This window comes from uncultured Aquimonas sp., from assembly GCF_937888285.1.
Lineage (GTDB): Bacteria > Pseudomonadota > Gammaproteobacteria > Xanthomonadales > Xanthomonadaceae > Aquimonas.
On sequence record NZ_CALART010000027.1, the window covers coordinates 1 to 26713 of the forward strand.

18 protein-coding genes are annotated in these 26713 nt (G+C 67.0%); 10 read left to right on the forward strand and 8 right to left on the reverse strand.

All coding sequences use genetic code 11. From position 1 onward, the window contains the following. Window positions 1-553: 553 nt before the first annotated feature. A complete protein-coding gene (locus Q0654_RS07400) occupies window positions 554-739 on the reverse strand; it encodes a hypothetical protein (protein ID WP_298852225.1) in 186 nt (61 codons plus the stop codon). A gap of 230 nt (window positions 740-969) precedes the next feature. On the opposite strand from Q0654_RS07400, the gene Q0654_RS07405 reads away from it, so the two are divergent. Continuing rightward, window positions 970-1827, forward strand: coding sequence for a hypothetical protein (locus Q0654_RS07405; protein WP_298852227.1), 858 nt, complete (start codon window positions 970-972; stop codon window positions 1825-1827). An 879-nt stretch (window positions 1828-2706) separates the two neighbouring features. Here the strand turns inward: Q0654_RS07405 and Q0654_RS07410 are convergent. After that, entirely contained in the window at window positions 2707-4446 is a 1740-nt protein-coding gene (locus Q0654_RS07410; protein WP_298852229.1) for a gamma-glutamyltransferase family protein, read from the reverse strand. Between the two features lie 174 nt (window positions 4447-4620). Then, window positions 4621-4791 (reverse strand): hypothetical protein, encoded by a 171-nt coding sequence (locus Q0654_RS07415; RefSeq protein WP_298852231.1) that lies wholly within the window; start codon window positions 4789-4791, stop codon window positions 4621-4623. A 201-nt stretch (window positions 4792-4992) separates the two neighbouring features. On the opposite strand from Q0654_RS07415, the gene Q0654_RS07420 reads away from it, so the two are divergent. From Q0654_RS07420 to Q0654_RS07435, 4 genes are all read left to right on the forward strand, one after another. Continuing rightward, window positions 4993-6024 (forward strand): hypothetical protein, encoded by a 1032-nt coding sequence (locus Q0654_RS07420; protein ID WP_298852233.1) that lies wholly within the window; start codon window positions 4993-4995, stop codon window positions 6022-6024. A 270-nt stretch (window positions 6025-6294) separates the two neighbouring features. After that, window positions 6295-7722 (forward strand): hypothetical protein, encoded by a 1428-nt coding sequence (locus tag Q0654_RS07425; protein ID WP_298852235.1) that lies wholly within the window; start codon window positions 6295-6297, stop codon window positions 7720-7722. Between the two features lie 673 nt (window positions 7723-8395). Then, window positions 8396-10030, forward strand: a complete 1635-nt coding sequence (locus Q0654_RS07430; RefSeq protein WP_298852237.1) for a sulfotransferase — start codon at window positions 8396-8398, stop codon at window positions 10028-10030. Window positions 10031-10189: 159 nt separating this feature from the next. Further along, window positions 10190-11542, forward strand: coding sequence for a hypothetical protein (locus Q0654_RS07435; RefSeq protein ID WP_298852241.1), 1353 nt, complete (start codon window positions 10190-10192; stop codon window positions 11540-11542). A gap of 178 nt (window positions 11543-11720) precedes the next feature. Here the strand turns inward: Q0654_RS07435 and Q0654_RS07440 are convergent, their stop codons facing one another. The 5 genes from Q0654_RS07440 to Q0654_RS07460 all read right to left on the reverse strand — a co-directional run bounded on the left by Q0654_RS07440 (window position 11721) and on the right by Q0654_RS07460 (window position 17678). After that, window positions 11721-12110, reverse strand: coding sequence for a CrcB family protein (locus tag Q0654_RS07440; RefSeq protein ID WP_298852243.1), 390 nt, complete (start codon window positions 12108-12110; stop codon window positions 11721-11723). After that, window positions 12107-13462: a replication-associated recombination protein A gene (locus Q0654_RS07445; RefSeq protein ID WP_298852245.1), complete on the reverse strand. Its 1356-nt coding sequence runs from the start codon at window positions 13460-13462 to the stop codon at window positions 12107-12109. The genes Q0654_RS07440 and Q0654_RS07445 overlap by 4 nt, the downstream gene beginning before the upstream one ends. Window positions 13463-13727: 265 nt before the next feature. Further along, window positions 13728-15011, reverse strand: coding sequence for a dicarboxylate/amino acid:cation symporter (locus tag Q0654_RS07450; RefSeq protein WP_298852248.1), 1284 nt, complete (start codon window positions 15009-15011; stop codon window positions 13728-13730). A 513-nt stretch (window positions 15012-15524) separates the two neighbouring features. After that, complete coding sequence (locus Q0654_RS07455; RefSeq protein ID WP_298852250.1) at window positions 15525-15971, reverse strand: CopD family protein; 447 nt, start codon at window positions 15969-15971, stop codon at window positions 15525-15527. A gap of 504 nt (window positions 15972-16475) precedes the next feature. After that, a complete protein-coding gene (locus Q0654_RS07460) occupies window positions 16476-17678 on the reverse strand; it encodes a hypothetical protein (RefSeq protein WP_298852252.1) in 1203 nt (400 codons plus the stop codon). A 104-nt stretch (window positions 17679-17782) separates the two neighbouring features. Here Q0654_RS07460 and Q0654_RS07465 point away from each other — a divergent pair, with 104 nt between their 5' ends. The 5 genes from Q0654_RS07465 to Q0654_RS07485 all read left to right on the forward strand — a co-directional run. Next, entirely contained in the window at window positions 17783-19888 is a 2106-nt protein-coding gene (locus Q0654_RS07465) for a hypothetical protein (protein ID WP_298852254.1), read from the forward strand. A gap of 786 nt (window positions 19889-20674) precedes the next feature. Then, window positions 20675-21217: a GNAT family N-acetyltransferase gene (locus Q0654_RS07470; RefSeq protein WP_298852257.1), complete on the forward strand. Its 543-nt coding sequence runs from the start codon at window positions 20675-20677 to the stop codon at window positions 21215-21217. A 1-nt stretch (window position 21218) separates the two neighbouring features. Continuing rightward, on the forward strand, window positions 21219-22442 hold the full coding sequence (gene hutI / locus Q0654_RS07475) for an imidazolonepropionase (RefSeq protein WP_298852259.1): 1224 nt from the start codon (window positions 21219-21221) through the stop codon (window positions 22440-22442). 148 nt (window positions 22443-22590) lie between these two features. Next, window positions 22591-26298 carry a hypothetical protein gene (locus Q0654_RS07480; protein ID WP_298852262.1) on the forward strand — a complete coding sequence of 1236 codons (3708 nt, stop codon included), beginning with the start codon at window positions 22591-22593 and terminating at the stop codon, window positions 26296-26298. A gap of 94 nt (window positions 26299-26392) precedes the next feature. Next, window positions 26393-26713 (forward strand): nitrilase-related carbon-nitrogen hydrolase (locus tag Q0654_RS07485; protein ID WP_298852264.1); only part of this gene is annotated, 321 nt, incomplete at its 3' end.

Below are 26713 nucleotides of genomic sequence, written 5' to 3' on the forward strand. Positions count from 1 at the left end.
CGGAGGGTGCGCTATGGTAGCGGGCGCGAGGGATAAATCAGAGGGTCCCTAGCGCACCCATCGATCTTCAGAAGTGAGCGAAGCATCCGGACCACCGTGGTCTTTCCAGTACCCCAAGGTGAGTCAATTGCGAGAACAAATGGGCCATCGAGTCGACAAACCAGATCACGAAGTAGCTCAACGACTGGCTTTCGGTTCAACGAGTCGTTCAGAAACGGATTTTCTTCACGAACTTCAATCTCTTCTACTCGAAACCTCATCACTAAGACTCCCTCGTTCTTGACATCAATTGAACATCAGTGCGCTAGCAGTGCGAGAAATTTAGTCTTGTAGATTCGAAGTGACTGGGAGCACTTCGTTGCGACCTCCAACTCAGCCCCGCGTGGGCCAGCGAAGCCTATGGACCTACGCAAGCAACCGCAACGGCAACGGCAACGGCAACGGCAACGGCAACGGCAACGGCACGAGGTTCACGCAACAGCACGAGGGTCATGTCCTGTTCTGCCACATCGTCGACCAACGCCGCGCGCCACCCCGCAGCACAGCCTAACGATCACGCCCCCAACAACCACTCCGCTAGCACCGACTGCAGATCATGGCGCCCGCGAGCGACCAGCACCAGATGCACCGCACCGCCTTCGACGCAATAGATCAGCCGCGAGGGCTTGAACAGCGCCTGCCGGTAGGCCTTGATGCCCAGCGCAAGCAGCTCTTTGGGGTAGCTGCCGCGTTCGGCCACCTAGTCCAGGCTCTGCACGACGCTCATCAGTTGATCGAGCCGGCGGTCCGTGCTGGCGGGATCGCTTAACTCGGCGAGGTGGCGGTGCAGCGCTCCCTGATCACTGCAGCGTCCGCTCCCCGTTACCAATCCGTTACCCGTCAGCGCTGGACGGACGTGAAGGGCTGCGGTATCGATAGTAGCGGCGCCCGCCGGGGCGCTTCGTTCATCCTTTCCGCGAGTCTCCTGCCATGACCCTTCGATCCCTTTCGCGTTTGCGTCCTTTTGTTCCCGCGCTGCTGCTGATGCTGTTTGCTGCGGCTCCGTGTCACGCCGACCTGCCCGACGGCTTTCAGCTGCGTGCCCTGTCTTCCCCGCCGGACACCCCGAATGTGGTGCGTGCGGGCGAGACCGTGGTGCTGGAGTACAGCGGTGTCTGGCACGACGGCTGCGTACCCGAGGTAGTCACGCTTGAGGGGACGGACCGGCAGCGGGTGTTGCGTCTTGCGCCACTGCCGCGGGACCTCGATTGCACGACCGCGAACACCCCGTTCACCCGTCGAATGGAAGCCCTGCGCTTTGACGAAGACGACGTCGGCGTGATCAAGGTCGTGGTGGTCCGTGAGGGTGCCGGCTGGGTCAGCGAACACGAGCTGGTGGTGCTGAGTGCCACGCCCGGCCCGGAAACCCCCAGCTTTGGCGCCTTCGATGTCGGCGGCTCGTGGTACGACCCGGCGCGATCGGGCTCGGGTCTGCTGCTGCAGCACCGGCGCGAGGGCACACAGGACGCGGTGATTGGCGGCTGGTTCCACTTCACGCCCAGCGGCGAGACGCGCTGGCATCTGCTGGTGGCATCGCGCTGGGAGTCGCCGACTCGGCTTGTCGGCAGCGTGTATCGGGCCAGCGGCCAGCCCTTTGGCTGCACGGCGCAGTCGCCGAATCCGGACTGCGACTTCTCGCCTGCGCCCAGTGCGGACGTCGCGCCGGTGGGCATTTTCTGGCTCAGCTTTGAAAGTGAGGAAAGCGCGGAGCTGCGCTTTGCGCTGCCGGGCAACCCCACGCTGAACTGGATACTGGGCCACCCGATCCCGCTCAGGAAGCTGATGTAGGTGCGGTTGCGCTGAGCTGAGGCAGAGCCAGCCGTGGAAGCACAGCCCACGCGTGATTCAACCTCACGCACGGAACGTTGGCGACTGAAGCAAATTTCGCGCACGCACGTTCCTGGCCAGTCCCTCGAAGTACCGGGAACCGAGCCCCTCTCCCCTAGTGGGAAGCGGAAGAGAGCGCTCATCGGCTGCCAGTGGCAGTCGACGCTCTCAAGAAACAGAATCGCAAGTGGTTGATCATATTGGCTCGCCTTCGCGGCAGCACGGCGTGAAAATCCGGCCCAAACAGCGTCCAGCGACCCCTGGCTCGTCGCCCCCGCGAAGAGCCTGTCCTCGCGAAGGCGGGGACGGGGGCCCAGACCGGACCTGCAGCAGCGGCCAGATCACTGGATCCCCGCATGCGCGGGGATGACGCCCCCATGTTTCCTCGAGAACACCCGCCCCGCGACGCGGGCCCGGGTGGCTCTCAAGGAACGAAACGCTCGCGACCCAATGAATCGTCGCCCCCGCGTAGGCGGGGGCCCAGTGTCGCTTGCCGCGGTCGCACGAGTCCTGGATCCCCGCATGCGCGGGGATGACGACCCCGTGTTTCTTGGAGAACACCTGGCCCGCCGCGCGGGGCTGGGAAGCTCTCTAGAGCCCGAGCGAAGTGAAGGAAGGTGTGAAAGGGGGGCTTGTGGCGAGGCCTCCACCCATCTCCTCCGACCTGCCGTCGCTTCGCTAGCGCTCAGAACAGCGTCGGTGTCACCGGCGGCCGACGCTTCTCCCCGCTTACTTCGAGGGGGCTGGGCGCAGAGTGCGCATCACGTGCGGCAATGTTCTCCCCCTCTCCGACCCCTCTCCCTCTAGGGGAAAGGGGAGACAATCTGCTCGCAGCGCAGGCTAAGGCCGCGCGGGCTCCAGCCTCACCGCCCTGCCCTCCAGCCGCGGATCCGCGCCGCCCTCCAGGCCCTGCGGCGTGACTTCGATCAGATGCGTGCCGCTGTAGAGGTCGGCCTCGACCACGTTCCAGCCGAGCTGGCGCAGGCCCTCGAGCATGGCGGGCGGCAGGCGTCCGCGTTCGGCTTCGATCGTGCCGGTGCGCGCGAACAGGGCGGGCGTGGCCAGGGCCTGCTGCGGGCTGAGCTGCCAGTCGAGCACGCCGATGATGCTGCGGGCGACCGAGGCGATGATGGTGCTGCCGCCCATCGATCCGGTGACCAGCACCAGCCTGCCGTCAGCATCGGTGACGATCGAGGGCGACATCGACGAGCGCGGCGCCTTGCGCGGGGCGACGGCGTTGGCGACCGGCTTGCCGTCGATCACCGGCTCGAAGGAGAAATCGGTGAGCTGGTTGTTGAGCCAGAAGCCGCCAGCCATGCGCTGCGCGCCGTACTCGGATTCGATGGTGGCGGTAAGCGCCACTGCATTGCCTTCGGCATCGACGATGGAGAGGTGTGTAGTGCCGTTCTCCCGCATCGCGTTGCTGCCCCAGCGCTGGCGCAGGGCCTCGCCGGCCGGCGCGCCGATGGGGATCGCATGGCGGCTGGTGCGCAGATCGATCAGCGCGGCGCGCGCGTCGAGATAGTCGGGCGCCACCAGCGCCGCGGTGGGTGCCTCGACGAAGCGGTCGTCGGCCATGTAGTGGTCGCGGTCGACGTAGGACAAGCGGCTCGCCCACAGGAAGGCCGCCCAGTCGTCGATGTTCTGCGGCCCCTCGGGCACGGGCCGCGCACGCGCATACAGTCCGAGGATCGACAGCATGGCGTTGGCCGAACTCGGCGAGGGCACGGAACAAACGCGATACGCGCGGAAGGGCGCGCACAGAGGTTCAAGACGGCGCGGCGCAAAGGCGGCAAGATCGTCCAGGCTCAAAGTGCCGGCGCGCGGTTGGCGCTGCGCGGCGGCGATGATTTCGTCGGCGATGCGCCCTTGCGTGAGTGCGCGCGGGCCCTCCTCGGCAATCGCGCGCAGGCTGCGCGCGTACTCGGGGTTGCGCAGGCGATGACCCTGCGGCCAGGGCTCACCCGTTTCATCGAGATAGATCGCCCGCGCCTGCGGGTCGGCGGCGATGGCGGCGCGCAAGGTCTGCAGGCTGCGCGCCAGCCGTGGACCGATCACGAAGCCCTCTTCCGAGAGCCGGATCGCCGGCTGCATCAGCCGCGACCAGGGCAGCCGGCCGTGCGCTTCGTGCGCCATCGCCAGCATGGCCACCAGGCTGGGCGTGCCGATCGACAGTCCGCTGGCCTGGGCGATCTCGAAGGGCATCGGCTCGCCATTGGCCTGCAGGAACATGTCCGGCCGCGCGCCCATCGGCGCCCATTCGCGGCCGTCGTAGGCTTCGATCGCACCATCACGGGATCGGTAGTGCACCAGCAGGCCGCCACCGCCGACGCCGGAGGACTCCGGCTCGACCAGTCCGAGCGTCATCGCCACCGCGATCGCCGCATCCACCGCGCTGCCGCCCTCGCGCAGGATTTCCAGCCCGGCTTCGACCGCCAGTGGATCGGCGGCGGCGACCATGGCTTCGCCAGGTGCGGCCTCGGTGCGAACAGACTGCGCGCGCTGAGAGGGCTGTGCGCAGCCTGCGAGTAGCAGGAAGAACAGGCATGCCAGCAGCGAGCGTACGGAGGCGATGGCCATCGCGAGTCTCCCGAAGGTGGGCGTGCAGCATGTCAGGTCGGACGCGGGCTTGCCTCGCTGCGGCGCCGGGCAAAAGGCATGCCGAGCCCTTTCCGCAGGCACGCGAAGGATCTCAGCGCCTGGTGCGCCACAGGCGCACCCTACGTGGCGGCACTCGTGCGCCACAGGCGCACCCTACTTCTCAGCACTCGTGCGCCACAGGTGCACCCTGCGTCGCGGCCACCCACGCCACGCGCGCGCGCGCTGCAGCATCGGCGCGTCGAGCACATGACGACGGCCCCAGTCGCCCTCGCTGCCGATCACCTCGATCCAGGCCTGTGCCGATGCGTCCCAGCCCTGCGTCACGCGCGTTCCCCTGATCTGGCGAAGCCGCGCACTCTAGCCCGGTCCCAGCGGGCGGCCAATCCGCATGGCACCGCGGTGTCGTGCCGGCACAGCGCCGGTAATGCTCGACTTCGCCAGCACCAGGCAGGATCTGCGTCTCCCCATGCCCACAGCGCCCGCGATAAGCGACCATGCAGGCGCCCGCCCTGACCGAAGCCACCCATGCTCAAACGTCTACTCGCCGCCGTGCTGCCGCGCGCGTCCACTGCCGCGCCGAACGCGCAAGCCGTCGCCAACGCCATGGCCACGCTCGATCACTTCATGCCGGTGCCCATGCACTGGTTTGAAGGCAGCCTGCTGCCCGTGCCCGACTGGAATCGCATCGCTGCCGAGGAGCCTGCGGATGCCGCGGAAGCAGCCCGCCACGACTGGTGGACGGCCGCCGCGGGGCATTGGCTGCTGGCGATGGGGCGCGAGCTCGATGGTGATTACCGCCTGCGGGCGAGCGCGGACTTCCTGCTGCTGTCGAGCCTGCCGGAGCGGCCGGCGCAGGTGTTCCTGCAGTTCTGCCAGGACGTGCATCGCTGGATCCTGCGCAACCTCGGCGACATCGCCACCGACGCCGGCCACGGCAAGCATGTGGTCATGGTGTTCGAGGACGAGGACGACTACTACCGCTACATCAGCCACTACTACCCCGACGAGGGCGAGTTCGCGATGTCGAGCGGGATGTTCGTCCACGCCGGCTACGGCCATTTCGTGATGTCGCGCGGCGGTATGGAGCAGATGCAGCCCACGGTCGCGCACGAGCTGACGCACTGCCTGCTCAGCCATCTGCCGATCCCGGCCTGGTTGAACGAGGGCCTGGCCACCAATACCGAGGCGGCTCTGTTCCCGCAGCTGTTCGCGCCCTCGGCCCAGCTCTACCACCCGAGCGAGCTGGCGCGTAAGCACGCTGACTTCTGGAATGCCGGGACCATCCAGGAGTTCTGGTCGGGCAAGTCTTTCCTGCGCACCGATGATGGCAATCTCCTGTCCTACGACCTGGCCCGCCGCATCACCGGCCGTGCAGCGCTGGCCGAAGAGCGCTTCCGCGCCTTCGTGCGGCATGCGCACCAGCGTGATGCCGGCCTTGGCGCCGAAGCGCATCTGGGCTTTCCGATCGCCGACCTGATCACCGCGATGCTCGGCGAGGGCGAGTGGACGCCGGACCCCTCGCGCTGGCACGAGGGCGTGGAGCGCGGGCAGTTCTGAGCGCGATTCGTTCCTTCTGTCAGAGCTGCTCGTCAGAGCTTCACGTCGAAGCTGTCCGTCAGTGCGTCTCGTCGCTGCCCAGGGCGAGAGCACTGCGGCACACCGATGCAGCGGCAAAGGGTGACTGGAAACCCTCGAAGCCGAGGGGCGGAGGCGGGCCTGCGCCCGCCTCAAGTGTCAGATCTGACAGCTGGTCGGCCCCTGCGCCACGGCGTAGTTTGGTGATGGCGATCACATTCGGTCGCCCACCATTCGTCCGGGAGCACCACCATGCCCAAGCCGCAGTCCGCGCTTCTCACCGCCCTCGTGGCCGCCTGCGGCCTCGCCGCCAGCGCCCCTATCGCCGCAGCGCCGACCGTGCCGACGGATGGCCTGCAGTACGTGCAGTCGAGCTGCGCGATCTCGGCACGCGAGTTCGGCACCTGGTTCGAGGACGGAAACATCGTGGCCGGCGGTGACGTCAAGTTCGCCGACAGCCTCGCCTTCCCGACCCAGCCCAGCGCCTGCGATTTCTACAAGTGGGCGCACCAGATGTTCCTGTGGATCAACTCGCCCGAATCCGGCGGCACCGTGCTGGACTCGCCGGTGTTCTTCGATCTCGTCTTCGACGCCGCCGGCAATGGCACCTATGTGCGCAATGGTGCCGGTGCCCCGGGCAACCGCTTCAGCCTGCGCACCAGCAAGCCGCAGCAGTTCCAGCCGGGCGGGCAGGCCGGCGGCAACGACACCCTGCTGAGCCTGAATGGCTCGCTGGTGTATTTCGCCACCCATGCGAACGATGTCTACGCCTGGTTCAACACCGCGGTGACCAATGGGGTGATCCCGGGCAGCGCCGCCTTTCCGACCACCCAGGCCGAACTCTCGCCGATCCTCGCCTACGCCAGCCAGAACGGCGACAACCTGCCCGACGGCAATGCCCTCACCCTTGAACTGAAGACCGCCTGGGTGGATGCCGCCACGGTGGCGAATGCCGCTGAGTACATCACCACGGTCGCGGCGGTGCCGCGCTACGTGCAGACCAGCACCACCACCTGGACCATCGATGCGAAGCAGCCAAGCGAGGTCAAGACGCTCGCGCTCGTCGGCATGCACGTGGTCGGGCCGGTCAAGGGCCACCCCGAAATGGTCTGGGCCACCTTCGAGCACCGCGACAACGCGCCGGACAACGACTTCTACTTCAACAGCCTGTTCGGCCAGGGCATCGAGGTGCCCTACAACTCGCAGGGCGCGTGGAACTTCATGCAGAGCGGCGGTGCGCGCGAGGGCGCGCTGGTGGCGCAGATGACCGTGCAGAGCAACGGCAACCTTCAGGCCACCCAAGGCAACAGCATCCGCCCGAACAACGTCTACCGCGCCAACCCCTGGGGCAGTGCACCGACTGCGGCGTCCGCCGACAACAACAGCCAGCTGATCTCGCTGAACTTCGACATCCGCCTGATGCTCGGACTGGTGGACGACGTGCGCGCCAACTACTTCCAGGTCGGCGCGCTGTGGACCCGGGACGGCTCGATCCCGAAGAGCGGCACCGACCCTGCGCTGGCGGGCTCGGTACTGCTGGCCAACACGACCATGGAGACCTACCACCAGGCGCAGCCGCCAGGCTGCTTCGGCTGCCACGCGGCGTCGAGCGGCAAGAGCCTCGACACCAGCCATCTGTTCTCGACGGACAACGTGCCGCTGGTGCCGAAGTCGCCCTGAGAGCTTCCGATCCCCGCGCTGCGACTCGGGTGTTCCCGAAGAAGCATGGGTTCACCTGCTCGCGCTGCTTGTAGACACTCTCTTTCAGGTCAAGCCTCCTCGGCGGCGTATAGGCGTGCTCGCGACCCGCAAGCTGGGTACAGGCTGCGTGCAGGGCGTTGGCTGCTGTTGAGCCCCTCTCCCCGAGGGAGAGGGGTTGGGGAGAGGGGGCACACTCGCGGCAAGATCGCCCCCTCTCCCAGGCCCCTTTCCCTCCAGGGGAGAGGGGAGCAAAGCACTCAATCGACGCACGGCGAGGGCAGCGAAGGAGTCCGTTGAATCACGGAGATTGGAGCGAAACACCCGGTTGACCGCACCACGCAAATCGGGGGCCCGTGTACCGGCTGTTTGGAACGAGCTTGCTCTCGACCCGCTGGGTGGGCACAGAGCGGCGGCCGCGGTCGCCTGCCAGCAGGCCCCTACAAACAGCCGGGGCGTCCTGCCAAAACCCGCCGGTTGCATGTGTTCTGTCTCTTGAGGGCGCCGTCCCTGCGTGCCGGCGACGGATCGACATGCCACCGAGGCGGACAGGGCCCATCTCCCGCGGACCCGCGCCGGCCGTTCGGTGCCGGGTCCGGGGGACTTGAGGGCGCGAGAGGCGCGGGCTCGCTGCCGATCGCGGCATACTCCGCGCATGCCTTCACCCCCACGCCCGGGCGCCTCCGCCGCCGACCCTACAGCCGATCTGCGCAAGCGCCTGCGCGGCCTCGCGCCCGCCCAGGTGGTGCGGATGCGCGAGGTCATCCGCCTGCATGCGGGCGGCGATCGCCGCGGTTTCGCGATGGCCCTGCTGCCGCTTGCCAGCGAGGCGCCCGAACACGCCGAAGTGCTGTACTGGCTCGGCGTGCTGCATTCGGAAAGCGGCGCGTGGGCGGACGCCATCGCCGTGCTGCGCCGCGCTTCAGCCCTGCGCGACGACGACTTCCGCATCTGGCAGCGGCTGGCGACGGCGCTGGCGCAAGGCCAGGACTTCGAAGGCGCGGACCAGGCGTTCGCCCAGGCGCTTCGCTGTGCGGATACGGCACACGACTGCCTGGAGCTCAGCATCGAATGCGACCGTCACGGCCTGTACGAGCAGGCGCTGGCCGCCGCGGATGCGGCCCTGCAGCGGGATGGGCAGTCGGCGCGGGCACTGCTGCAGCGCACGCGCTGCCACAAGGCGCTGGGTCACGCCGAGGCGGCAGCGGCCGACTGTCGTCGACTGATCGCACTGGGCCGCGAAACGGCCCGCGCCTGGTTTGCCCTGCTCGATCTGAAGACGGTCCGCCTCGACGAAACCGAGCTCGCCCAGCTCGACGCGGCCGCGCGCAAGCCGGGGCTGCCTGCGCAGGAGCGCGAACTGCTCGACTTCGCGCTGGGCCACGCGCTGGAGGACGCCGGCGACCATGCCGGCGCGCTGGCCGCCTTCCAGCGCGCCAACGCCGCGGTTCGTGCCGCCACGCCCTGGAATGCCCAGGCGTTCGCTGGCCACGTCGAGGCCGTGCGCTCGGCCTTCGCCCCGGGCAGGACCACACAGGCGACGCCACAGGGCCGCGAGGTCATCTTCCTGGTCGGTCTGCCGCGCTCCGGCAGCACGCTGACGGAGCAGGTGCTGGCCGCGCATCCGCAGGTCGAAGGTGCCAGCGAGCTGCCCTATCTGGGCCAGGTGCTGGAAGCCGAGTCGCGCCGCCGCGGCCGGCCCTTCCCGGCCTGGGTCGGCGATGCCGGCAGCGAGGACTGGACGCGCCTTGGCAGGCAGTACCTGGACCTCAGCGCGCGCTGGCGGCGGGGGGCGCCGATCGCCACCGACAAGCTGCCCGACAACTGGCTCCACGTCGGTGCGATCCGGGCGATGCTGCCCGAGGCCCGCGTCATCGACTGCCGCCGCGACCCGCTGGAGACCTGCTGGTCCTGCTACAAGCAGCGCTTCGGCCCGGGACTTGCCGCCTTCAGCTACGGCTTCGACAGCCTGGGCTACTACCTGCACGCCTGCGAAGCCCTGGGAGACTTCTGGGCTCGGCAACACCCGGAACATGTGCGGGTGCAGTCCTATGAGGCCCTGGTTGCCGATCCGGAGGCGCAGATCCGCGCCCTGCTCGACTTCTGCCGGCTACCCTTCGACCCGGTCTGCCTCGACTTCCAGGCTTCGGCACGCGCCATCCGCACGCCCAGCGCCCTGCAGGTGCGCCAGCCGCTGCGCCGGGCTTCAGTCCGCGCCGCCGGCTACGGCGCCCTGCTGGACCCCCTACGCCAGGCGCTGGCAGTACCTCCCCTCGGCCGACCGGTCTGACGCGCGCCGTTCAGCAAACCCTCAGGACTGTGCACAGGCAAGCCGACGGGTGCTAACCTGCGCGGCGTGTCGGCGGGAGCCGACGCGCACACCGTTCCGGGGGGAAGGGATGCCGGCGCCGGATATCGCCATCACACTGCCTAGGGGGCACCAAAACCCATGAATTTCACGCCATTCGCCAAGCGGCGGGTCAGCCGCTCCGCGCTTCTCGTTCAGGCCGCCGCGCTCTGCCTCTGCGCCGCGCCCGCCCTGGCTGCCGTGGTTGACAGCGGCCCGGTCAACATCGCGATCCCGGACAACATCGACGGCATTTACTTCAACATCGTTACCGGCGCGTCCGGTACGACGGGCGGTGCCGTCGCCGGTTGGGACATCAACCCCTATTCCGCCGCTGCCGGCCAGTTCAACCTGTGGGGTCCGACGGCCAACACCTGGTTCAACCCGCAGGCCGTCATCACCGGCAACTACAACCTGCCGATCGGCACGGTGATCCAGGGCGCCGACACCGCTTTCTTCCGCCCCGGCGGTGGCACCAATGTCGGCACTCAGCTCACGCTCAACAGCGACCAGAACTTCGTCGGCTTCCGCTTCGTCAATGAGGCCAACGGCGGCCAGGTCCACTTCGGCTACCTGCAGCTGCAGGTGGGCGCCTCGGCCGGCACCCGCTCGATCGTCCGCTACTGGTACGAGGACGTCGCCGGCACGGCGATCACGGTTACCGGCCCGGTCGTCAACACCGCGCCGACCCTGACCTACAGCCCGACCACGGCGGCGGGCGTGACCTTCCCGGCAGGCGCTGCCGGTGCGGCCAACGCCAGCATCAGCATCACGGCTGCGGGCGCTGCCGGCACCGGCCAGTCGGCAGTCACCGGCTGCGCGATCTCGGGCGCGGGCGCCGCTTCCTTCGGCGCGGTGAGCACCACGCCTGCCAACGGCATCTTCAACAGCACCACCACCACTGGCTCGATCGATCTGACCTGTACGCGCGGACCGACCGCCGCTACCGCCAGCCTGTCGTGCACCGAGACCGCGACCCCGACCGTCATGGGCTCGCCGTTCACGCGCACCTGGGCGCTGAGCTGTCCGGCCGCAACCGCGGCCGTCACGCCAGGCACCGCCTCGGGCACCGCGGTCACCCTGCCGGGCTACAACCTGCCCAGCGGCGGTTCCAGCACCACGCTGAGCTTCACCGCCTCGGGCAGCGCGGCCACGGTGAGCTGCACGGCGACGGGCGCCGGCTTCAGCGTCACGCCCAACCCGCTGAACCTGGCCGTTGGCGTTGCCGGCAGCGTGACCGTGACCTACAGCGGCACGACCGCGGGCACCTTCACCGGCAGCCTCGACTGCACGACCAGCGGCACCGGTGGTCCCTTCACCTATCCGCTGAGCGTCACCGTGGGCGTGGCGACCCGCCCGGCCGTGGTGCCGACCATGAATGCGGTGGGTACCTGGGCGCTGATCCTGAGCGTGCTGGGCCTCGGCATGTTCTTTGGTGCGCGCGTCCGCGACTGACCTGCCTAAAGCGTGAATGCAAAGGGGCCGGCTGGAATCCAGCCGGCCCCTTTGTTTTGCGCGACGCCCACTTCGGCGGGTCCGATGCGCCCACCAGGCAGGCGAATGGTCCACGCCTGCAGGCCTGTCGTTGGACAGGCCAGAGCAATGTGCGGCGGCAAGCGCCGTCACCCGCTGCTCAGGGCCGCAGGCTCTGGCCCAGCAGCCAACCCGCCAGCAGCGCGGCGATCCCGCAGACCAAGGTCAGCGCAAGGTAGAACAGGGCCAGCCCGGGCCGCTCCAGCTCGCGCCACAGCAGCAGGCAGTCGACCATCAGCGCCGAGTACGTGGTGAGCCCGCCAAGCAGGCCGGTCATCAGAAGCGGCCGCAGCCAGGGTGCGACTTCAGGTTTCTGCAGCCAGACCAGCAGCAGGCCGGCGCCGAAGCTGCCGATCACGTTGACTGCGAAGGTGCCCCACGGAAAACCGCTGCCCAGGGTTCGCAGCAGCCAGGCGCCGATCAGAAAGCGCGCGCCGGCGCCGAGCGCGCCGCCAGCCATCACCAGCCCAAGGCTGCTCCACGCGTTCATGCGTCGCCCCCCTGGCCTGCGGCCGACGCCTCGCCGCGCGCCTTGGCACGCGCTGCACGCAGGGCGTCGAGTTTGTCCTTCAGCTTCAGCTCCAGTCCGCGCGGCACCGGACGGTAGTAGACCTGCTCGCCCACGGCATCCGGAAAACCGGTCTGGTCCAGCGCCACGCCACCCTCGACATCGTGGTCGTACTGGTACTGCTGGCCGTAGCCCAGCGACTTCATGAGTTTCGTCGGCGCATTGCGCAGATGCAGGGGCACGTCCTGCGTGCCGGAGCCGCGGACCTCCGCTGCAGCGGCCTTGTAGGCGACGTAGCCGGCATTGCTCTTGGCGGTGCTCGCCATGTACAGCGTCACCTGGGCCAGGGCCAGCTCGCCCTCCGGGCTGCCGAGGCGCTCGAAGGTATCCCAGGCGTCCAGCGCCATCTGCTGCGCGCGCGGATCGGCAAGACCGATGTCCTCGATGCTCATGCGCAGCAGGCGACGTGCGAGGTAGCTCGGATCGCAGCCGCCGTCGAGCATGCGGCACAGCCAGTACAGCGCGGCGTCCGGGTTGGAGCTGCGCACGCATTTGTGCAGGGCCGAGATCTGGTCGTAGAACTGCTCGCCACCCTTGTCGAAGCGGCGCGTGCGGTCGGCCAGCACCTGGGTCAGCGTGGCCCCGCTGATCTCGCCGCCCTCGCCTTCCGCCAGCTCGGCGGCAATCTCCAGCAGGGTCAGCGCACGACGCACGTCGCCATCGGCGGCTTCGGCGATCAGCTGCAGATTCTCCTGCGACGCGCGCAGGCTGCGACCGCCGAGGCCGCGCTCGGCATCCGTCAGCGCCCTGTTCAGCGCCTGCACGATCTCCGCCGGCGCCACGCCTTCGAGCACGTGCACGCGGCAGCGCGAGAGCAGGGCCGAATTCAGCTCGAAGCTGGGGTTCTCGGTGGTGGCGCCAACGAACAGGATGTAGCCGCGCTCGATATGCGGCAGGAACGCGTCCTGCTGCGCCTTGTTGAAGCGGTGCACCTCGTCGACGAACAGCAGGGTGCGCTCGCCGGCCTTGAAACGCGCCTCGGCTTCGGCAAGCACCTTGCGCACCTCGGGCAGGCCCGACAGCACCGCCGACACCGACTCGAATCGCGCGTCGGCATAGCGCGCCAGCAGCAGGGCCAGGGTGGTCTTGCCGCAGCCGGGCGGGCCCCACAGCACCATCGAATGCAAGCGCCCGCTCTCGACGGCACGTCGAAATGCGCTGCCCTGAGCCAGCAGGCGCGACTGCCCGACCACTTCCTCCAGCGCACGCGGACGCATGCGCTCAGCGAGCGGCTTCAAGGCTTCGGGTTCGGCGAAGAGTCCGGCTTGGGTCATGAGGGCTGCGAGTTTAGCGGGCGCGCCGCTTCAAGCCCCTCCCCCCTGGAGGGGGAGGGGTTGGGGAGAGGGGGAGGACGCTCGCCTCACCCGCAAATCTAGCGGACTGCGGCGCAAGAACGCGCTGCATCCGCCGCATCGTTCAAACTCTCGCGTCCCCTCTCCCCCGACCCCTCTCCCACCAGGGGAGAGGGGAGGACAGCACCGCAACCCAGAGCGGCTCTCCGACTAGCGCCTCTCAAGCCCGCGGTTCCTCCGACGCCCCTCAAAGGCGCTCTTCAACCACCGCCCCTTCGAACTCCGCCGGCGCCACCGCGCGCTCGTACTGCGCGACATCCAGCAGGCCGGTCTCGCGCGCCACCAGCACCGGCACCAGCATCTGCCCGGTGACATTGGTCATCGTGCGAACCATATCGATGACGCGGTCGATGGCGATGATGAAGGCAAGGCCCTCCAGCGGCAGGTTGGCGGCACTCATCACCAGGGTCACCATCACCGTCGCCGTGCCCGGTACGCCGGCGGTGCCGAAGCTGCCCAGCACCGAGGCCAGCAGGATGATGAAGTACTGCGAGGCCGACAGGTCGATGCCGAAGTACTGCGCGGTGAACAGGCAGGTCACGGCGGGGAAGATCGCGCCGCAGCCGTCCATCTTGATGCTGGCGCCCAGCGGCACCGCGAACGCCGCGTAGTCGCGATTGACGCCGAGGTTGGCGCTGACCGAACGCAGCGAGGCCGGCATCGAGGCGAAGCTCGATGAGGTCGCGAAGGCGATCTGCATGGCGCCCGCGGCCCCGCGGAAGAAGCGCAGCGGGTTGAGCCCGTGCGCGGCCAACAGCCCGCCATAGACGAAAACGATGTGGATGGCACAGGCGACGAACAGCGCGATGACGTAGTTGCCCAGCGGCAGCAGGCGCTCGAAGCCATAGGTGCCCACCAGCCCCGCGATCAGGCCAAAGGTGCCGATCGGGGTGACCTGCAGCACGAAGCGCGTCACCTGGATCATCAGCTCGCTGGCCTCGTTCGCCAGCAGACGCAGGCGCTCGGTCTTCTCGCCCAGCTTGACCAGGGCGAAGCCGACCAGACCGGCGAAGAAGATGACCTGCAGGATCTTGCCCTCGGCCAGCGCCATGAAGGGGTTGGCCGGCACCACGTCGAGCAGCACCTGCACCGGCGTCGGCAGCTCGCGCGGCTTCCAGTCCGCCGCGGGCGTCAGCGGCTCAAGGCCCGAGCCCGGCTGCATCAGCGTGGCCACGATCAGACCAACGCCCACTGCCAGCGCCGCGGTGATCGCGAACCACACGAAGGTGCGCGCCGACAGCGCCGCCACGCTGCCCTGCCCGTGCAGGCGCCCGATCGCCGAGACCACGGCGAAGAACACCAGGGGCGTCGCGATCATCTTGATCAGGGTGACGTAGAGCGAGCCCAGCGGCGCGAACCAGGTCGTCGCGGTCGGCCCCAGCAGCCAGCCCGCGAGCGCGCCGAGCACGAAGCCACCGGCGACGCGCTGCCAGAAGGGAATGCGGAACCAGGTGTCGATCAGTCGGGACATGCGTGGGTCTCAGTGGGTGCCTGCTTCATGAACTCTATCGCGGTGCAGCGGGAGAGCTTGTCTGCAACTCCGCCGCATCCTCGGCGCCAAGGCGTCTTAATGTCGGGACTGTTGGGAAGCCTGAAGGCCCGCGGCTCTCACCCGCAAGCATGAGGCAGAGTGACCAGAGCGCTGAGGCGTGAAGCCCGAGGGCTCCCGGACCCTCTCCCCAAACCCTCTCCCACGGGGAGAAGGGCTGAGCTCAGCGGATCGAGCGTCACGCGAAGACTTGCGGCAAGCGATAGCGATAGCGATAGCGATAGCGACGAGCCTGCAACAGGCTCAGCTCAGCCGAAAGCCCTCTCCCCGTGGGAGGGGGGTTGGGGAGAGGGTCCGATCGAAGCGCAGAAGCCGCACCCGCGAAGACTCCAGACCGCGCGCTCGCTGCCGAACGAAACTTCGACTTCCAAGGAAACCAATCCCAGCGTTCGCATCTTCGGAAGCATCAGCGCCGGGCGAGCGCCCGAAGCTTCCTCAAAACGGCTTCGCAATCACCAGCCAGATCGCGCCCAGCGCCAGGAAGATCGGCAGCTCGTTGAACCAGCGCAGCGCCTTCGAGCTCGGCAGCGTGCCGCCTGATTGCACGCGTTTCAGCAGCCGCGCGGTGACGATGTGGTACGCGAACAGGAACGCCACCAGGGTGAGCTTGGCGTGCATCCAGCCGCCCGCGACCACCCGCGGCCACCCGATCGGATCGATGCGGTAGCCCATCCAAAGCAGCAGGCCGAGCACGAGCAGCAGACCGAACATCACGTGCCCGAAGCGATAGAGCCGGCGCCCCATCAGCAGCAGGCGTTCGCGCACCGCGGGGTGATCACCGGCCTCGGCGAGATTGACCAGGATCCGCGGCAGATAGAACACCGCCGCCATCCAGGCGATCACGAACAGCAGATGCAGCGACTTGGTCCAGGTGTAGATCACGGCGAGCCATCCGCAGCTTGGAGAGGCCGCATAGGGTGGGCCCTGGCCCACCGCAGCTCAAGCCTGCCGGAAGTTGAAGCACCGTCATCACAGGGCGTGCATGTGCGCGCCTCGCGGTCCGGCGCCGAGGACAGCGGAAAGCCATGCACGACAATCGATCACCGACCCAGCGAGGGCGCGTGCCTGCGCGCGCATCAGCGCAGGGCGGGCATCAAGGCGGGGGCGGTTCGGGGCCGTGGCGAGCGTCAATGCCACGGTGGGCCGGGGCCCACCCTATGCCGGCGTCATCACCTTCGCGCGGCCGCGTTGCGCAGGTTGTCGCCGAGCACAGCGAGGCCCATCGCGCTGCGTTTGGATCGCCGGAGGGGATATTCGGGACGAGCGAGGACGCGCGACCGGCGAGAAGCTTCGAGGCCACGGTGGGGCAGGGCCCACCCCATCAACACAGGCGAAGCACCTGGCGCTTGCGAACCCCGAATCCCCAATCCCCAATCCCGGCTTCTCTCACCTGAACCGTTCGCGCAGCTGCGACTCCAGCATGTTCACCGACTCGTAGGCGTTCACCACGTTGATCACCTCGGTCATGTTGGCCTTGGCCGCCTTGGCGATCTCGTGCAGCGGCTGCAGTTCGCGCAGCATGCTGGTGGACACGCGGAAGGCCGCCGGATAGTCGCGGGCCAGTTCGATGGGACGCTCGATCCGGAAGCGGCCGGCCGGGTCGAGCTGGCTCGACAGCTTGCCGTTCGAGGTGAGGTAGCGCACCTGCCAGCGCAGCCGCAGCCAGGGCTTGGCCGGCGCGCGTGCGCGCACTGCCGCCAGCTCGCTGCTGGTGAGCTGCGAGAAGGCCGCACGCGGCAGCTCCTGCAGGCAGTACAGCTCCAGCGCCGGCAGCTCCGCGTCGGAGTGGTAGCTCTGGGTCACGGGATCGAGCACCAGCCAGGGCAGGCCGGGCATTTCGATGCGCTCCGGCGCGCCCAGCAGCGGCTGGGTGAGGTAGTCGATCAACGGGAAGCTGCGCGTGTCCTTCGCCACCACGCGACGCAGCGCGGGATCGATGTCCGGCGCCTGCTCGTGCTCGCGCTTGCCGAGGCGTTCGGCCTTTTCGTCGATGCGCGCACTGGTGCGCAGGGTCGGGCCTTCGGTGTGCTCGATCGCGGTCTTCTCGTCGATGCGATGCGGCACCAGTCGCTCAGCAGTGTCAGCCAGGGGATCGCGCTTGAACAGCGCATCGACGTCGTGCGCGCCGAAGCCGCGCACGATGTCGGGCAGGCGCACGCTGGGCAGGCCGTCATCCGGCGCCGCGGCCGGGCTGTCTTCCAGATCCAGATCGAAGAAGTTCTCGCCCTGGCTGACGACCTTGAGCGCGGGTGCAGCGGCCGGCGCCTGCACCGGCGGTGCGCACAGCAGGTTGACCATGCGCACGATGGCGTCGAGCTTCAGCGGCCGGCGCAGGGCCCAGTCGGGCCCATCCTCGGTGCCGAGATCGACCACGCAGATGTAGGGCTTGGCGCTCTGCTGGGCCGCCTCGCGGGCGGCACGCCCCAGCTCGGTCTCGGGGTCGAGCAGGATCAGGTCGGGCGGATCGGTGTCGGAAAAGCGCCAGCGTGACTTGAAGCGCGCGGCGCCCATGCGGAACAGCAGCCGCAGGCGCGCGATTTCCTCCTCGCTGCAGCCCACGGCGTCGATGATCTTTTCGGCTTCCTGCATGGACTGTTCGCAAACCCTGTGTGTCTGGACCGGCCGCCTGCCGCGCCCCTGCTGAATGGACGCGCCGCTGCGGCGACGACGCCCGACTTTCCTACAATGCCGCGATGAAGCCAAGCGCCGAACTCCACCCCGCCGACACCCTGCTCGCCCGCGCCCAGGCCGCCTTCGCCGAGCGCCGCGATGCCGAGGCCCTGGCGGCCGCGGGCGAAGCGCTGGCGCTGCGTCCCGGCTGGCCGCCCGCCCTGCTGCTGCAGGCCAACGCCGCGCTGCGGGCCGATGACCTCGACAGCGCCATCGACGCCTTGCAGAAGCTGTGCCAACAGGCGCCACCGGCGCCGCCCCTGCTGAACGCGCTGGCCACGGCGCTGAACAATCGCGGCAGCCGCGCCCGCCGGCGTGGCGACGAGGCTGCCGCCCTGCTCGATTTCGAGGCCGCACTGGCGCGGGTGCCACAGCACCCGCTGGCCGGCTTCAACCGCGCGCTCTGCCTGCTGGCGCTGGAGCGACGCAGCGAGGCGGAAAGCGCCCTGCGTGCGCATCTGACCCCGCACCCGCAGGACCTGGAGGCCGCACTCGAACTGCAGCTGCTGCAGCCCGACTCCATACAGCATCGGCAGGCCGTTCACGCCCTGCTGGCCGCACCCGGCGCCGACGCACTGCCGGACGAGCTGCGCCTGCGTGCCGAGCTGATCGGCCCCGAGCCCGCCCGCGCACTGCCCCTGCTGCAAAGGCTCCCCGAGCACGCGCAGCGGCGCTGGGCCTGGACCGTCGGCGAGGCCTTGCGCATGGACAACCACGCCGAGGCCGCGCGCGCGGCCTATGCCTGCGGCGCCAACACGTCCGATGCACCGCTGCGCAACCGCCTGGCCGCCGCGCTGTCGGCGCCGATGGTGGCCGACAGCGCGCAGGCGGTGGTCGAGACTCGAAGCGCACAGCATCGTGCGCTGGCAGCCCTCAACGCCGAACTGCAGCAGACCCCCGCCAGCGCGCAGACCCTCGACCGGCTGGCCTGGAGCCACTTCGCCCTGGCCTACATGGGCGAGGATGACACCGCGCTGATGCGTGAACTCGGCGCGCTGATGCAGGGCGCCGCGCAGGCCGTGCTTCCGCAGTTCGGTGATCCGCCACCCTGCGCCCATCCAATGCGTGTCGTGCTGGTAGGCAGCGTGTTCCGCGACTGCACTGCCGGCGCCTACTTCGGCGGCTGGATCGGCTGGCTTCGCGATGCCGGCTTCGAGGTCGTGGTCCATCAGCTCGGCCCGCGCCGCGACGCCGAGACTGCGCGCATGGCCGCAGCCGCCAGCCGCTTCCACTACATCGATGAGGCCACGCCGCTTGGGTCTGTCGCCGAACAGCTGCGCGCCGAAAGCGCGGGGCTGGTCCTCTATCCCGAATTGGGCATGGACTCGCGCCTCTACCCGCTGGCCGCGCTCAGACTGGCGCGCCGCCAGGCCATGGCCTGGGGGCATCCGGTGACCTCGGGCCTGCGCAGCCTCGACGCCTGCTTCAGCTGCGCGGAGATGGAGCCCGCCGACGCCGCGCAGCACTACATCGAGCCGCTGCGACTCCTGCCGGGCCTGGGCGTGGACTACCGGCGCCCACCGCTGCCGCCGCCTGCGAGCCGCGCTGAACTCTGCCTGCCCGAACGCGGCCCGCTGCTGCTGGCGCCGCAGTCGCTGTTCAAACTTCACCCCGACAACGACCCGCTGTACGCCGAGCTGCTGCAGCGCCTGCCGCACGCAAGCCTGCTGCTCTTCGACGACCGCCCCGCCTGGCGCGAAGCGCTGACGCAGCGCCTGCAGCGCGCCGGTATCGACACCGCACGCCTGCACTGGCTGACCACCGGCAGCCGCGCCCGCTACCTGCAGATCAACTCCGCCTGCGACCTGATGCTGGACAGCCGCCACTTCTCGGGCGGCAACGCCAGCCTCGACGCCCTGCAGGCCGGCCTTCCCGTGCTCACCACGCCCGGCCGCTTCATGCGCGGCCGCCAGACCGCCGCGATGCTGGGCCGCATTGGCCTGCGCGAACGCCTGTGCGTGGACGACCCCGCCCAACTCGCCGACCGCGCCGTCGAGCTCATCGAATCCGGCGAAGCGCAAGCCCTGCGCAGCGCGCTACCGCAGCGCCTGCCTGAACTGTTCGAAGCCGAAGCCGCACGCCGCGCCTTCGTCGAGCACATCCAGCAGCTCACGTCGGACGGCGCCTGACCCGCAGACACCGACCGCGCCCCCGGCAGCAGCGTGAATCAGGCCTTGTCCGCATAGGGTGGGCCCTGGCCCACCATGAGCTCGACACTCGCCCCGCCCACTCGCAATCCACACGCGCTCCGCCAAGCCCGCCCCATGCTTCAGCCTCGTGGGCACGCCCAAGCCAAGCGGTGCGCCACAGGCGCACCCACCGTGTGCAAAGCCCCCGGCTTCGCCCTCCCGACAGCGTCCTTCGCAGTCGTAGGGTGCGCGTGTCGCGCACCAACGCCCACGACCGCCCTATCCTTTGCGACGCCCCCGGCTTCGCCCCCCCCCTGACGGCATCCTTCGCAGCCGTAGGGTGCGCGTGTCGCGCACCAACGCCCACAACCGCCCCATCCTTGGCGACGCCCCCGGCTTCGCCCCCCCACGGCGTCCTTCGCAGCCGTAGGGTGCGCGTATCGCGCACCAACGCCCACGACCGCACCATCCTTGGCAAAGCCCCCGGCTTCGCCCCCCCCACGGCGTCCTTTGCAGCCGCAGGGTGCGCGTGTCGCGCACCAACGCCCACGACCGCCCCATCCCTGGCAAAGCCCCCGGCTTCGCCCTCCCGACAGCGTCCTTTGCAGCCGTAGGGTGCGCGTGTCGCGCACCAACACCCACGACAGCCCATCCCGCCCCCGCCCGAACGCGCACCACCCACCGGGGTGCGCAAACGGCACCGCGTCTCCACGACCAAAGCCACGCCCCACCCCGACCCGCACGTGCCCATAATCGGGCCTTCACCTCCCGCCCACGCGCACCGCCATGCCCACCCTGACCAACCCCGGCTCGACCAACGCCACCTCGCCCAACGCAACACTTCCGAACAACGCGCTCATCCGCCGCATCACTGCCGCCGATGACCCCGCGGTGGCCGAGATCATCCGCACCGTCATGCCCGAATTCGGCGCCGACGGCCCGGGCTTCGCCATCCATGACCCCGAGGTCGCGGCCATGAGCGAAAACTACGCCGCGCCCGGCCACGCCTACTTCGTTCTGGAGCGCGACGGCCGCGTGATCGGCGGCGGCGGCATCGCGCCGCTGGCCGGCGACGAGCCCGGCGTCTGCGAGCTGCGCAAGATGTACTTCCTGCGCGAGGCCCGCGGCATCGGCGCAGGCGCCTCGATGATGGCCGTCTGCCTCGACTACGCCCGCCAGGCCGGCTACCGCCAGTGCTACCTCGAAACCCTGACCGGCATGGACGCCGCCGCCAAGCTCTACGAGCGCAGCGGCTTCACCCGCATCGAGAAGTCCATGGGCGCCACCGGCCACTTCGGCTGCAACCGCTTCTACCTGCGCGAGCTCTGAGGTGAGCGCGCCCTTCGACCGCCTGCTCTGCGGCCTGCGCGCCGCCACGCTCGCCGACGACAGCGGCTACGGCCTGATCGAAGACGCCGCCATCGGCATCCGCGACGGCCGCATCGCCTACATCGGCCCGCAGGCAAAGCTCAGCGCCGAGCAGCGCCGGGACGCCCGCGAGATCGAGCTGTTCGACAACGCACTCGCCACGCCGGCCCTGATCGACTGCCACACGCATCTGGTGTTCGGCGGCAACCGCGCGCGCGAATTCGAGATGCGCCTGAACGGTGCCAGCTACACCGAGATCGCCCAGGCCGGTGGCGGCATCCTCAGCACCGTGCGCGCCACCCGCGAGGCGACCGAAGAGCAGCTGCTCACCGCCGCCCTGCCCCGCGCCCGCGCGCTGATGCGCGACGGCGTGGCGACGATCGAGATCAAGTCCGGCTACGGCCTCGACATCGACACCGAGCTGCGCATGCTGCGCGTGGCGCGTCGACTCGGCGAAGTGCTGGGCATCAGCGTGCGCACCACCCTGCTGGCCGCACATGCCCTGCCGCCCGAATACGCCGGCCGCGCCGACGACTACATCCGCCACGTCTGCACCGCCATCCTGCCCGCCGCCCACAACGAAGGCCTGGTCGACGCCGTCGACGCCTTCTGCGAAGGCATCGGTTTCAGCCCCGACCAGACCCGCCGCGTGTTCGATGCAGCATCCGCACTCGGCCTGCCGGTGAAGCTGCACGCCGACCAGCTCAGCAACCTCGGCGGCGCAGCCCTCGTCGCCGACTACGGCGGCTTGAGCGCCGACCACATCGAGTTCACCGACGAGGCCGCCGTGGCCCGCATGGCCGAACGCGGCACCGTCGCGGTGCTGCTGCCCGGCGCCTTCCTCTGCCTGCGCGAAACCCAACTGCCCCCCATCGACGCCCTGCGCCGCCACCGCGTACCCATGGCCGTCAGCACCGATCTCAACCCCGGCACCTCACCCCTGATGTCCCTGCGCCTAGCCATGAACCTGGCCTGCACCCTGTTCCGCCTGACCCCCGAAGAAGCCCTGCGCGGTGCGACGGTGAATGCGGCGAAGGCGCTGGGGCTGGCCGATCGGGGACGATTGGTGGAAGGGATGCGGGCGGATATCGCGGTGTGGGGGGTGACGGAGCCTGCGGAGTTGAGCTACTGGATGGGCAAGAGCTTGCTGCAAACGACCTACAGAAGCGATCCGACTTCCGCCTAGAAATTCGCCAAATCGCCAACACCCAATACGCCAATTTTTTGCCGAATAGAAGCAACACGGGAGCACCGACACCGCATTGCACCCGAGCAGAATCACCCTGCTCGCAGCACAGGGCAGAAAATTCGACAATCCTCTCGCGAGAAAAGACGTGAGTTCGATCAAATATCCCTATCCGAACAACGAAGACGAATTCGAAGACCTGGTGAGCGATCTTCTAGAAGCTCAGTTCAAGCCTCCATTGCCACCCACCCGATTTGGACGGCGTGGCCAGAGACAGGACGGGGTAGACATAACTTGGATCGACGACCAAGGAATGCATCGTGCAGCACAATGCAAGTTCTACATAAACAAGGCACTAACTCCGTCCGCAATTAATCAAGACGTTCTCAAAGCACACAACATCAGACCACAGCTTAGATCGCTCATTTTCGCAACATCATTGCCACGTGATCGAGCACTCACGGACCACGCGCGGACTTGCAAGCTTCACGGCTGCGAGGGTGCCGTAGAAATTTGGTTCTGGGAAGACATTGAAGCCTTCCTTGATCGACACACTCCCGTTGCGGCTCGACTAGTTCGCCCGAGCGTAATGAAGCACTTGCATTTGGTTTTGAAGGAAGATGGACTCGCTCTTGTGAGCACATCATCGCTGAGCATTCAACCCCTCAACACCAGTGCCCACTCAGAGCTGGAGCAAGAAGTGTCGGCCTTGTTGGGGACCGGTCGACTAAACGAGCTTTTCCAACGACTAACCACAAAAGAGATCGATTCTAGCGATGCACTGAGACTCACACTGGCCCGCGCGCACTTCCAACGGGGCGACTATGACGACGTGCTTAGAATTGCTGAACGATACCGCACTCAGCCAAGTCTGCTGGCGTTAGCAGCGCTAGTTCACGCCCGATCAGGGCGAATCACTGAATCAAGGCAGGCGAGCCTAGAAGCCAGCCAGGGCGCGAGGAAGGAGGAGTTACCTTACATTACCGCATTGGGCTTCTCTGCGGCATGCGCGAGAGGCGAGGTGGACTATCGAGGATTGCTTGAGCTCGTTCCAGAGGCACTGAAGGGTCATCCTGTAATCGAGAGTGCACTCGGTGACGCCGCGCAAAGCGAAGGCAATGATGAAGCTGCAATCCTGCACTATACAAATGCCCTCGATTGCGATCCTCGCCCAAATATCCTGCGAAGGATAGCACTCCTTTCCGCACGCCTCTCTCGCTGCGCCGCACAGCTGCCTTTGGCGAGCTTCGCAATCGAACAACCCAATCTCGTTAGTGAGCTCATTTCAATTCGCAATGAGCTAATCGCAGAAAACCGCGATGAGCTGCATCCCGAGATTCGATGCACCCTGATATACAACCTTGGAGTCGCGTCCGGTCTTCTCGATGACAGGGTCGGCGCAGTCGATTTCGCGCGACAAGCTCTTAGCATTTCGAGCAACAAGACCCCTTATTGGCTCCGTTACGCGTTAGTTCTGGGAATCTACGGGCTTGGCATCGAACCCGATTTGGCAGAGAAAGCCCCTAGAGATAACGCACCACTGCAGCTTATGCTAGCTGATCTTGAACGCCGCCAAGGCAATCTAGCGGGTGCGCGAGAGCGCAATCGAATCGCCATGAGCCTGCCAGAACTCGACCCAGAGACTGCGGCTCGCCTAGAGGCCCAGCGTATCGAGCTTGAGGACCCATCACTCGACCAGAACGACCGCTTTAACAGACTCATAGAACTAGCGGAAACTAGCCCGTTCCCGACGCCATTCTTTTCGAGGGCAATTGAGACTGGCAGGCTTGCAACCGAAGAAATGCACCGGCTCGTCGCCTCGATCAATAAGGCAGACTTCGAAAACACCGACATTGTCGAGCGCGCTTCGCTAGCAGGAATGCTAATTGAGCGTGGTATTTTGAGTGCGGCAGTTCGCTTTATCGATGACTTACGCTGTGTCCAGCGACGGGACAACGGCGACCTTGATGTAGGCGTTGCTGGGGTACTGACTTCGCTCCTACTCTACACTCGCCGACTCACCGAAGCCGAAGCACTTACCGATGAATGGTGCCAGTCAAGCCCTCAGAGTGTGTACGCTCGCTCAGCAAGAACCCGCGTTCTGGTTGCCGCAGGAAAGCCGGAAATGGCGGTCGATGAACTGCTGAATTCACCATCCGTTCTTTCGTGCAACGCGGTCATTTTGGGTCAAACAACGGCCCTGGCTAAAATGTGCGGGCGACTAAGTGAGCTGCGGCGATTGCTTAAGAAGATCAACGCACCTGAGGCAGTAACATCGAACGATAGGCGCGCACTTCTTTTTGCACTAAGCGCAACCAAGAGCACACTTCACCTTGAACAGCTGGCAATCTCTTCGTTGCGGCCTGACGCTGATCTTTCGGATATCGCGGCGGGCCTCCTGTGCTTGTCGACCACTGGCCAACGCAACTATACCTCACCGGTTGCGCGGCCAAATTGCGCCATCACCGTAGAGCACCCAAGCCAAGGGCTTCTCAAGTATTGGATTGGGCCTTCGTCTCCTCCAATTGTTGGCCTCGGCCGTGGCGACTGGCTCACTACCTTTATCGGGCGAACCTCTGGGGATTACGTTACCCCTGACTCGGGCCCCTTCTCGGGCACAACATTTATGCTCATAGATATCAAACCGCCATTGGCACTGCTTAATGAGCACGCTCAGCAACAAGGCAGAGCTGACGGGCATTTGCGCGGATATAGCGGCGAACCATCCGAGTTGATTCCGCAGATCCACGAGCAGCTGCGAGTCCATCAGCAGGCCACACAGAAAAGCCTCGAGCTCGGCGGGCGAGTGGGTATGCCCGCGGTCATCATGGCATCTGCCTTGGGTGGTTCCCCAAGAGAGTTCCTTCATGCAAGCCAGGGTTGGACCCCGCTTTGTCACACTGGAAGTGCTGACGACTTTGCCCGAGAAGACAGGGCAGTAGAGAGGTTGGACGGCTGGGTGATTGACGGAGCTACGATTTGCATTATTGTGGAAGCCAATCTGCGGGAAGTCTTTAGCAACTTAAAAACGCGCCTTTACGTAACACGAGAGACGTTGGCGGCACTGCGAGAATGGTACATGCACGAGCGGTCCACCTTCCGCTCAGCAGGGGTGATGAGCTCCTCACAAAAAGGGAAGATTCGTCTACGTGAGTTCGACTCAGCATCCCGACGTGAACATCGCCGCTTTTGGTCTCGCGTCCATGACTTTGTTGAAAACGAAACTATCCTTGCTGAGCGCGCAGACGATGAGACTTCCGCCGAGTTCTCACAGTTTCGCGATACGCTGGACACCGGCACCATAAGTTGTCTAGCGACCGCCAAAGCGTTGGGTTTGGGATACCTCACCGACGAACTAGCTATTCGCCAGGTCTTTGCGTTGCCTTTTGGAGTGGAGGCAGTTAGCCTCCGGGCGTTCCTGATGAAGTGGTTTCAGGCTGGCATTAGGGAAAGTCCAGGCTACTCCCTCGCCGCGGTTCGTGCGTTCGCAAGACTCGCTGGGCACGGGCGTAAGTTTCAGTCGATCCCGGTAGCTTCGCCATTTGCTTCTCTGTACGCAAGTGCGAGCGAAAGAAGCCAACTTATTTCAGACCTCCTATCCACTACAGCTACGGCCGAAGCGAGCTTTTGGAAACAAGGTCTTCTTCTGATTGCAAAGAATCATGCGTTACGCGCCGCTTCGCTATCTTCTGGGATCAGACCTCGGAAGTTGCTTTCGATAGTTCTTCGAAGTCTTCCAAAACTCCCTGCTGAGCAGATGTCACACCTTGCCGAATTGATCGAGCGTGACTGGCGAACGGTTGACCGTAGCACTCGACGTGCTGTCGTCCGTTGGTTGCGTAAGCGTGTGGGTTAACGATTTGGCTCCTCAGATGCCGTCATCTGCGCTATTCGGATACGCCACTTCGGTTCTGCGTGTGATGCGTGCGTAGTGGGTAAGGAGCTCCGCGTTGCATAGACTCTGCATCGCCCTCGCCAACCTCGCCATCCCCGCAACCCGCGAAGCCGCGGTCGAGGCCGCTGTTGCCGCCATCGCTGAAGCCGGCCGCCAGGGCGCGCTGATCCTCTGCTTTCCCGAGTGCTTTATCCCCGGCTATCGCTGGCCGGGGGCGGTGATGCCGGCGCCGGAGGCGGGCTTTCTTGAGCAGGCCGTGCGCACGGTGGCGGCTGCGGCGAAGGCGGCGGGCGTCGCAGTGATCCTCGGCACCGAGCGCATCGTAAGCGTCCGGCCACCACACCTACCGCTCGACCTCACCTTGTGCTGGGCCTTA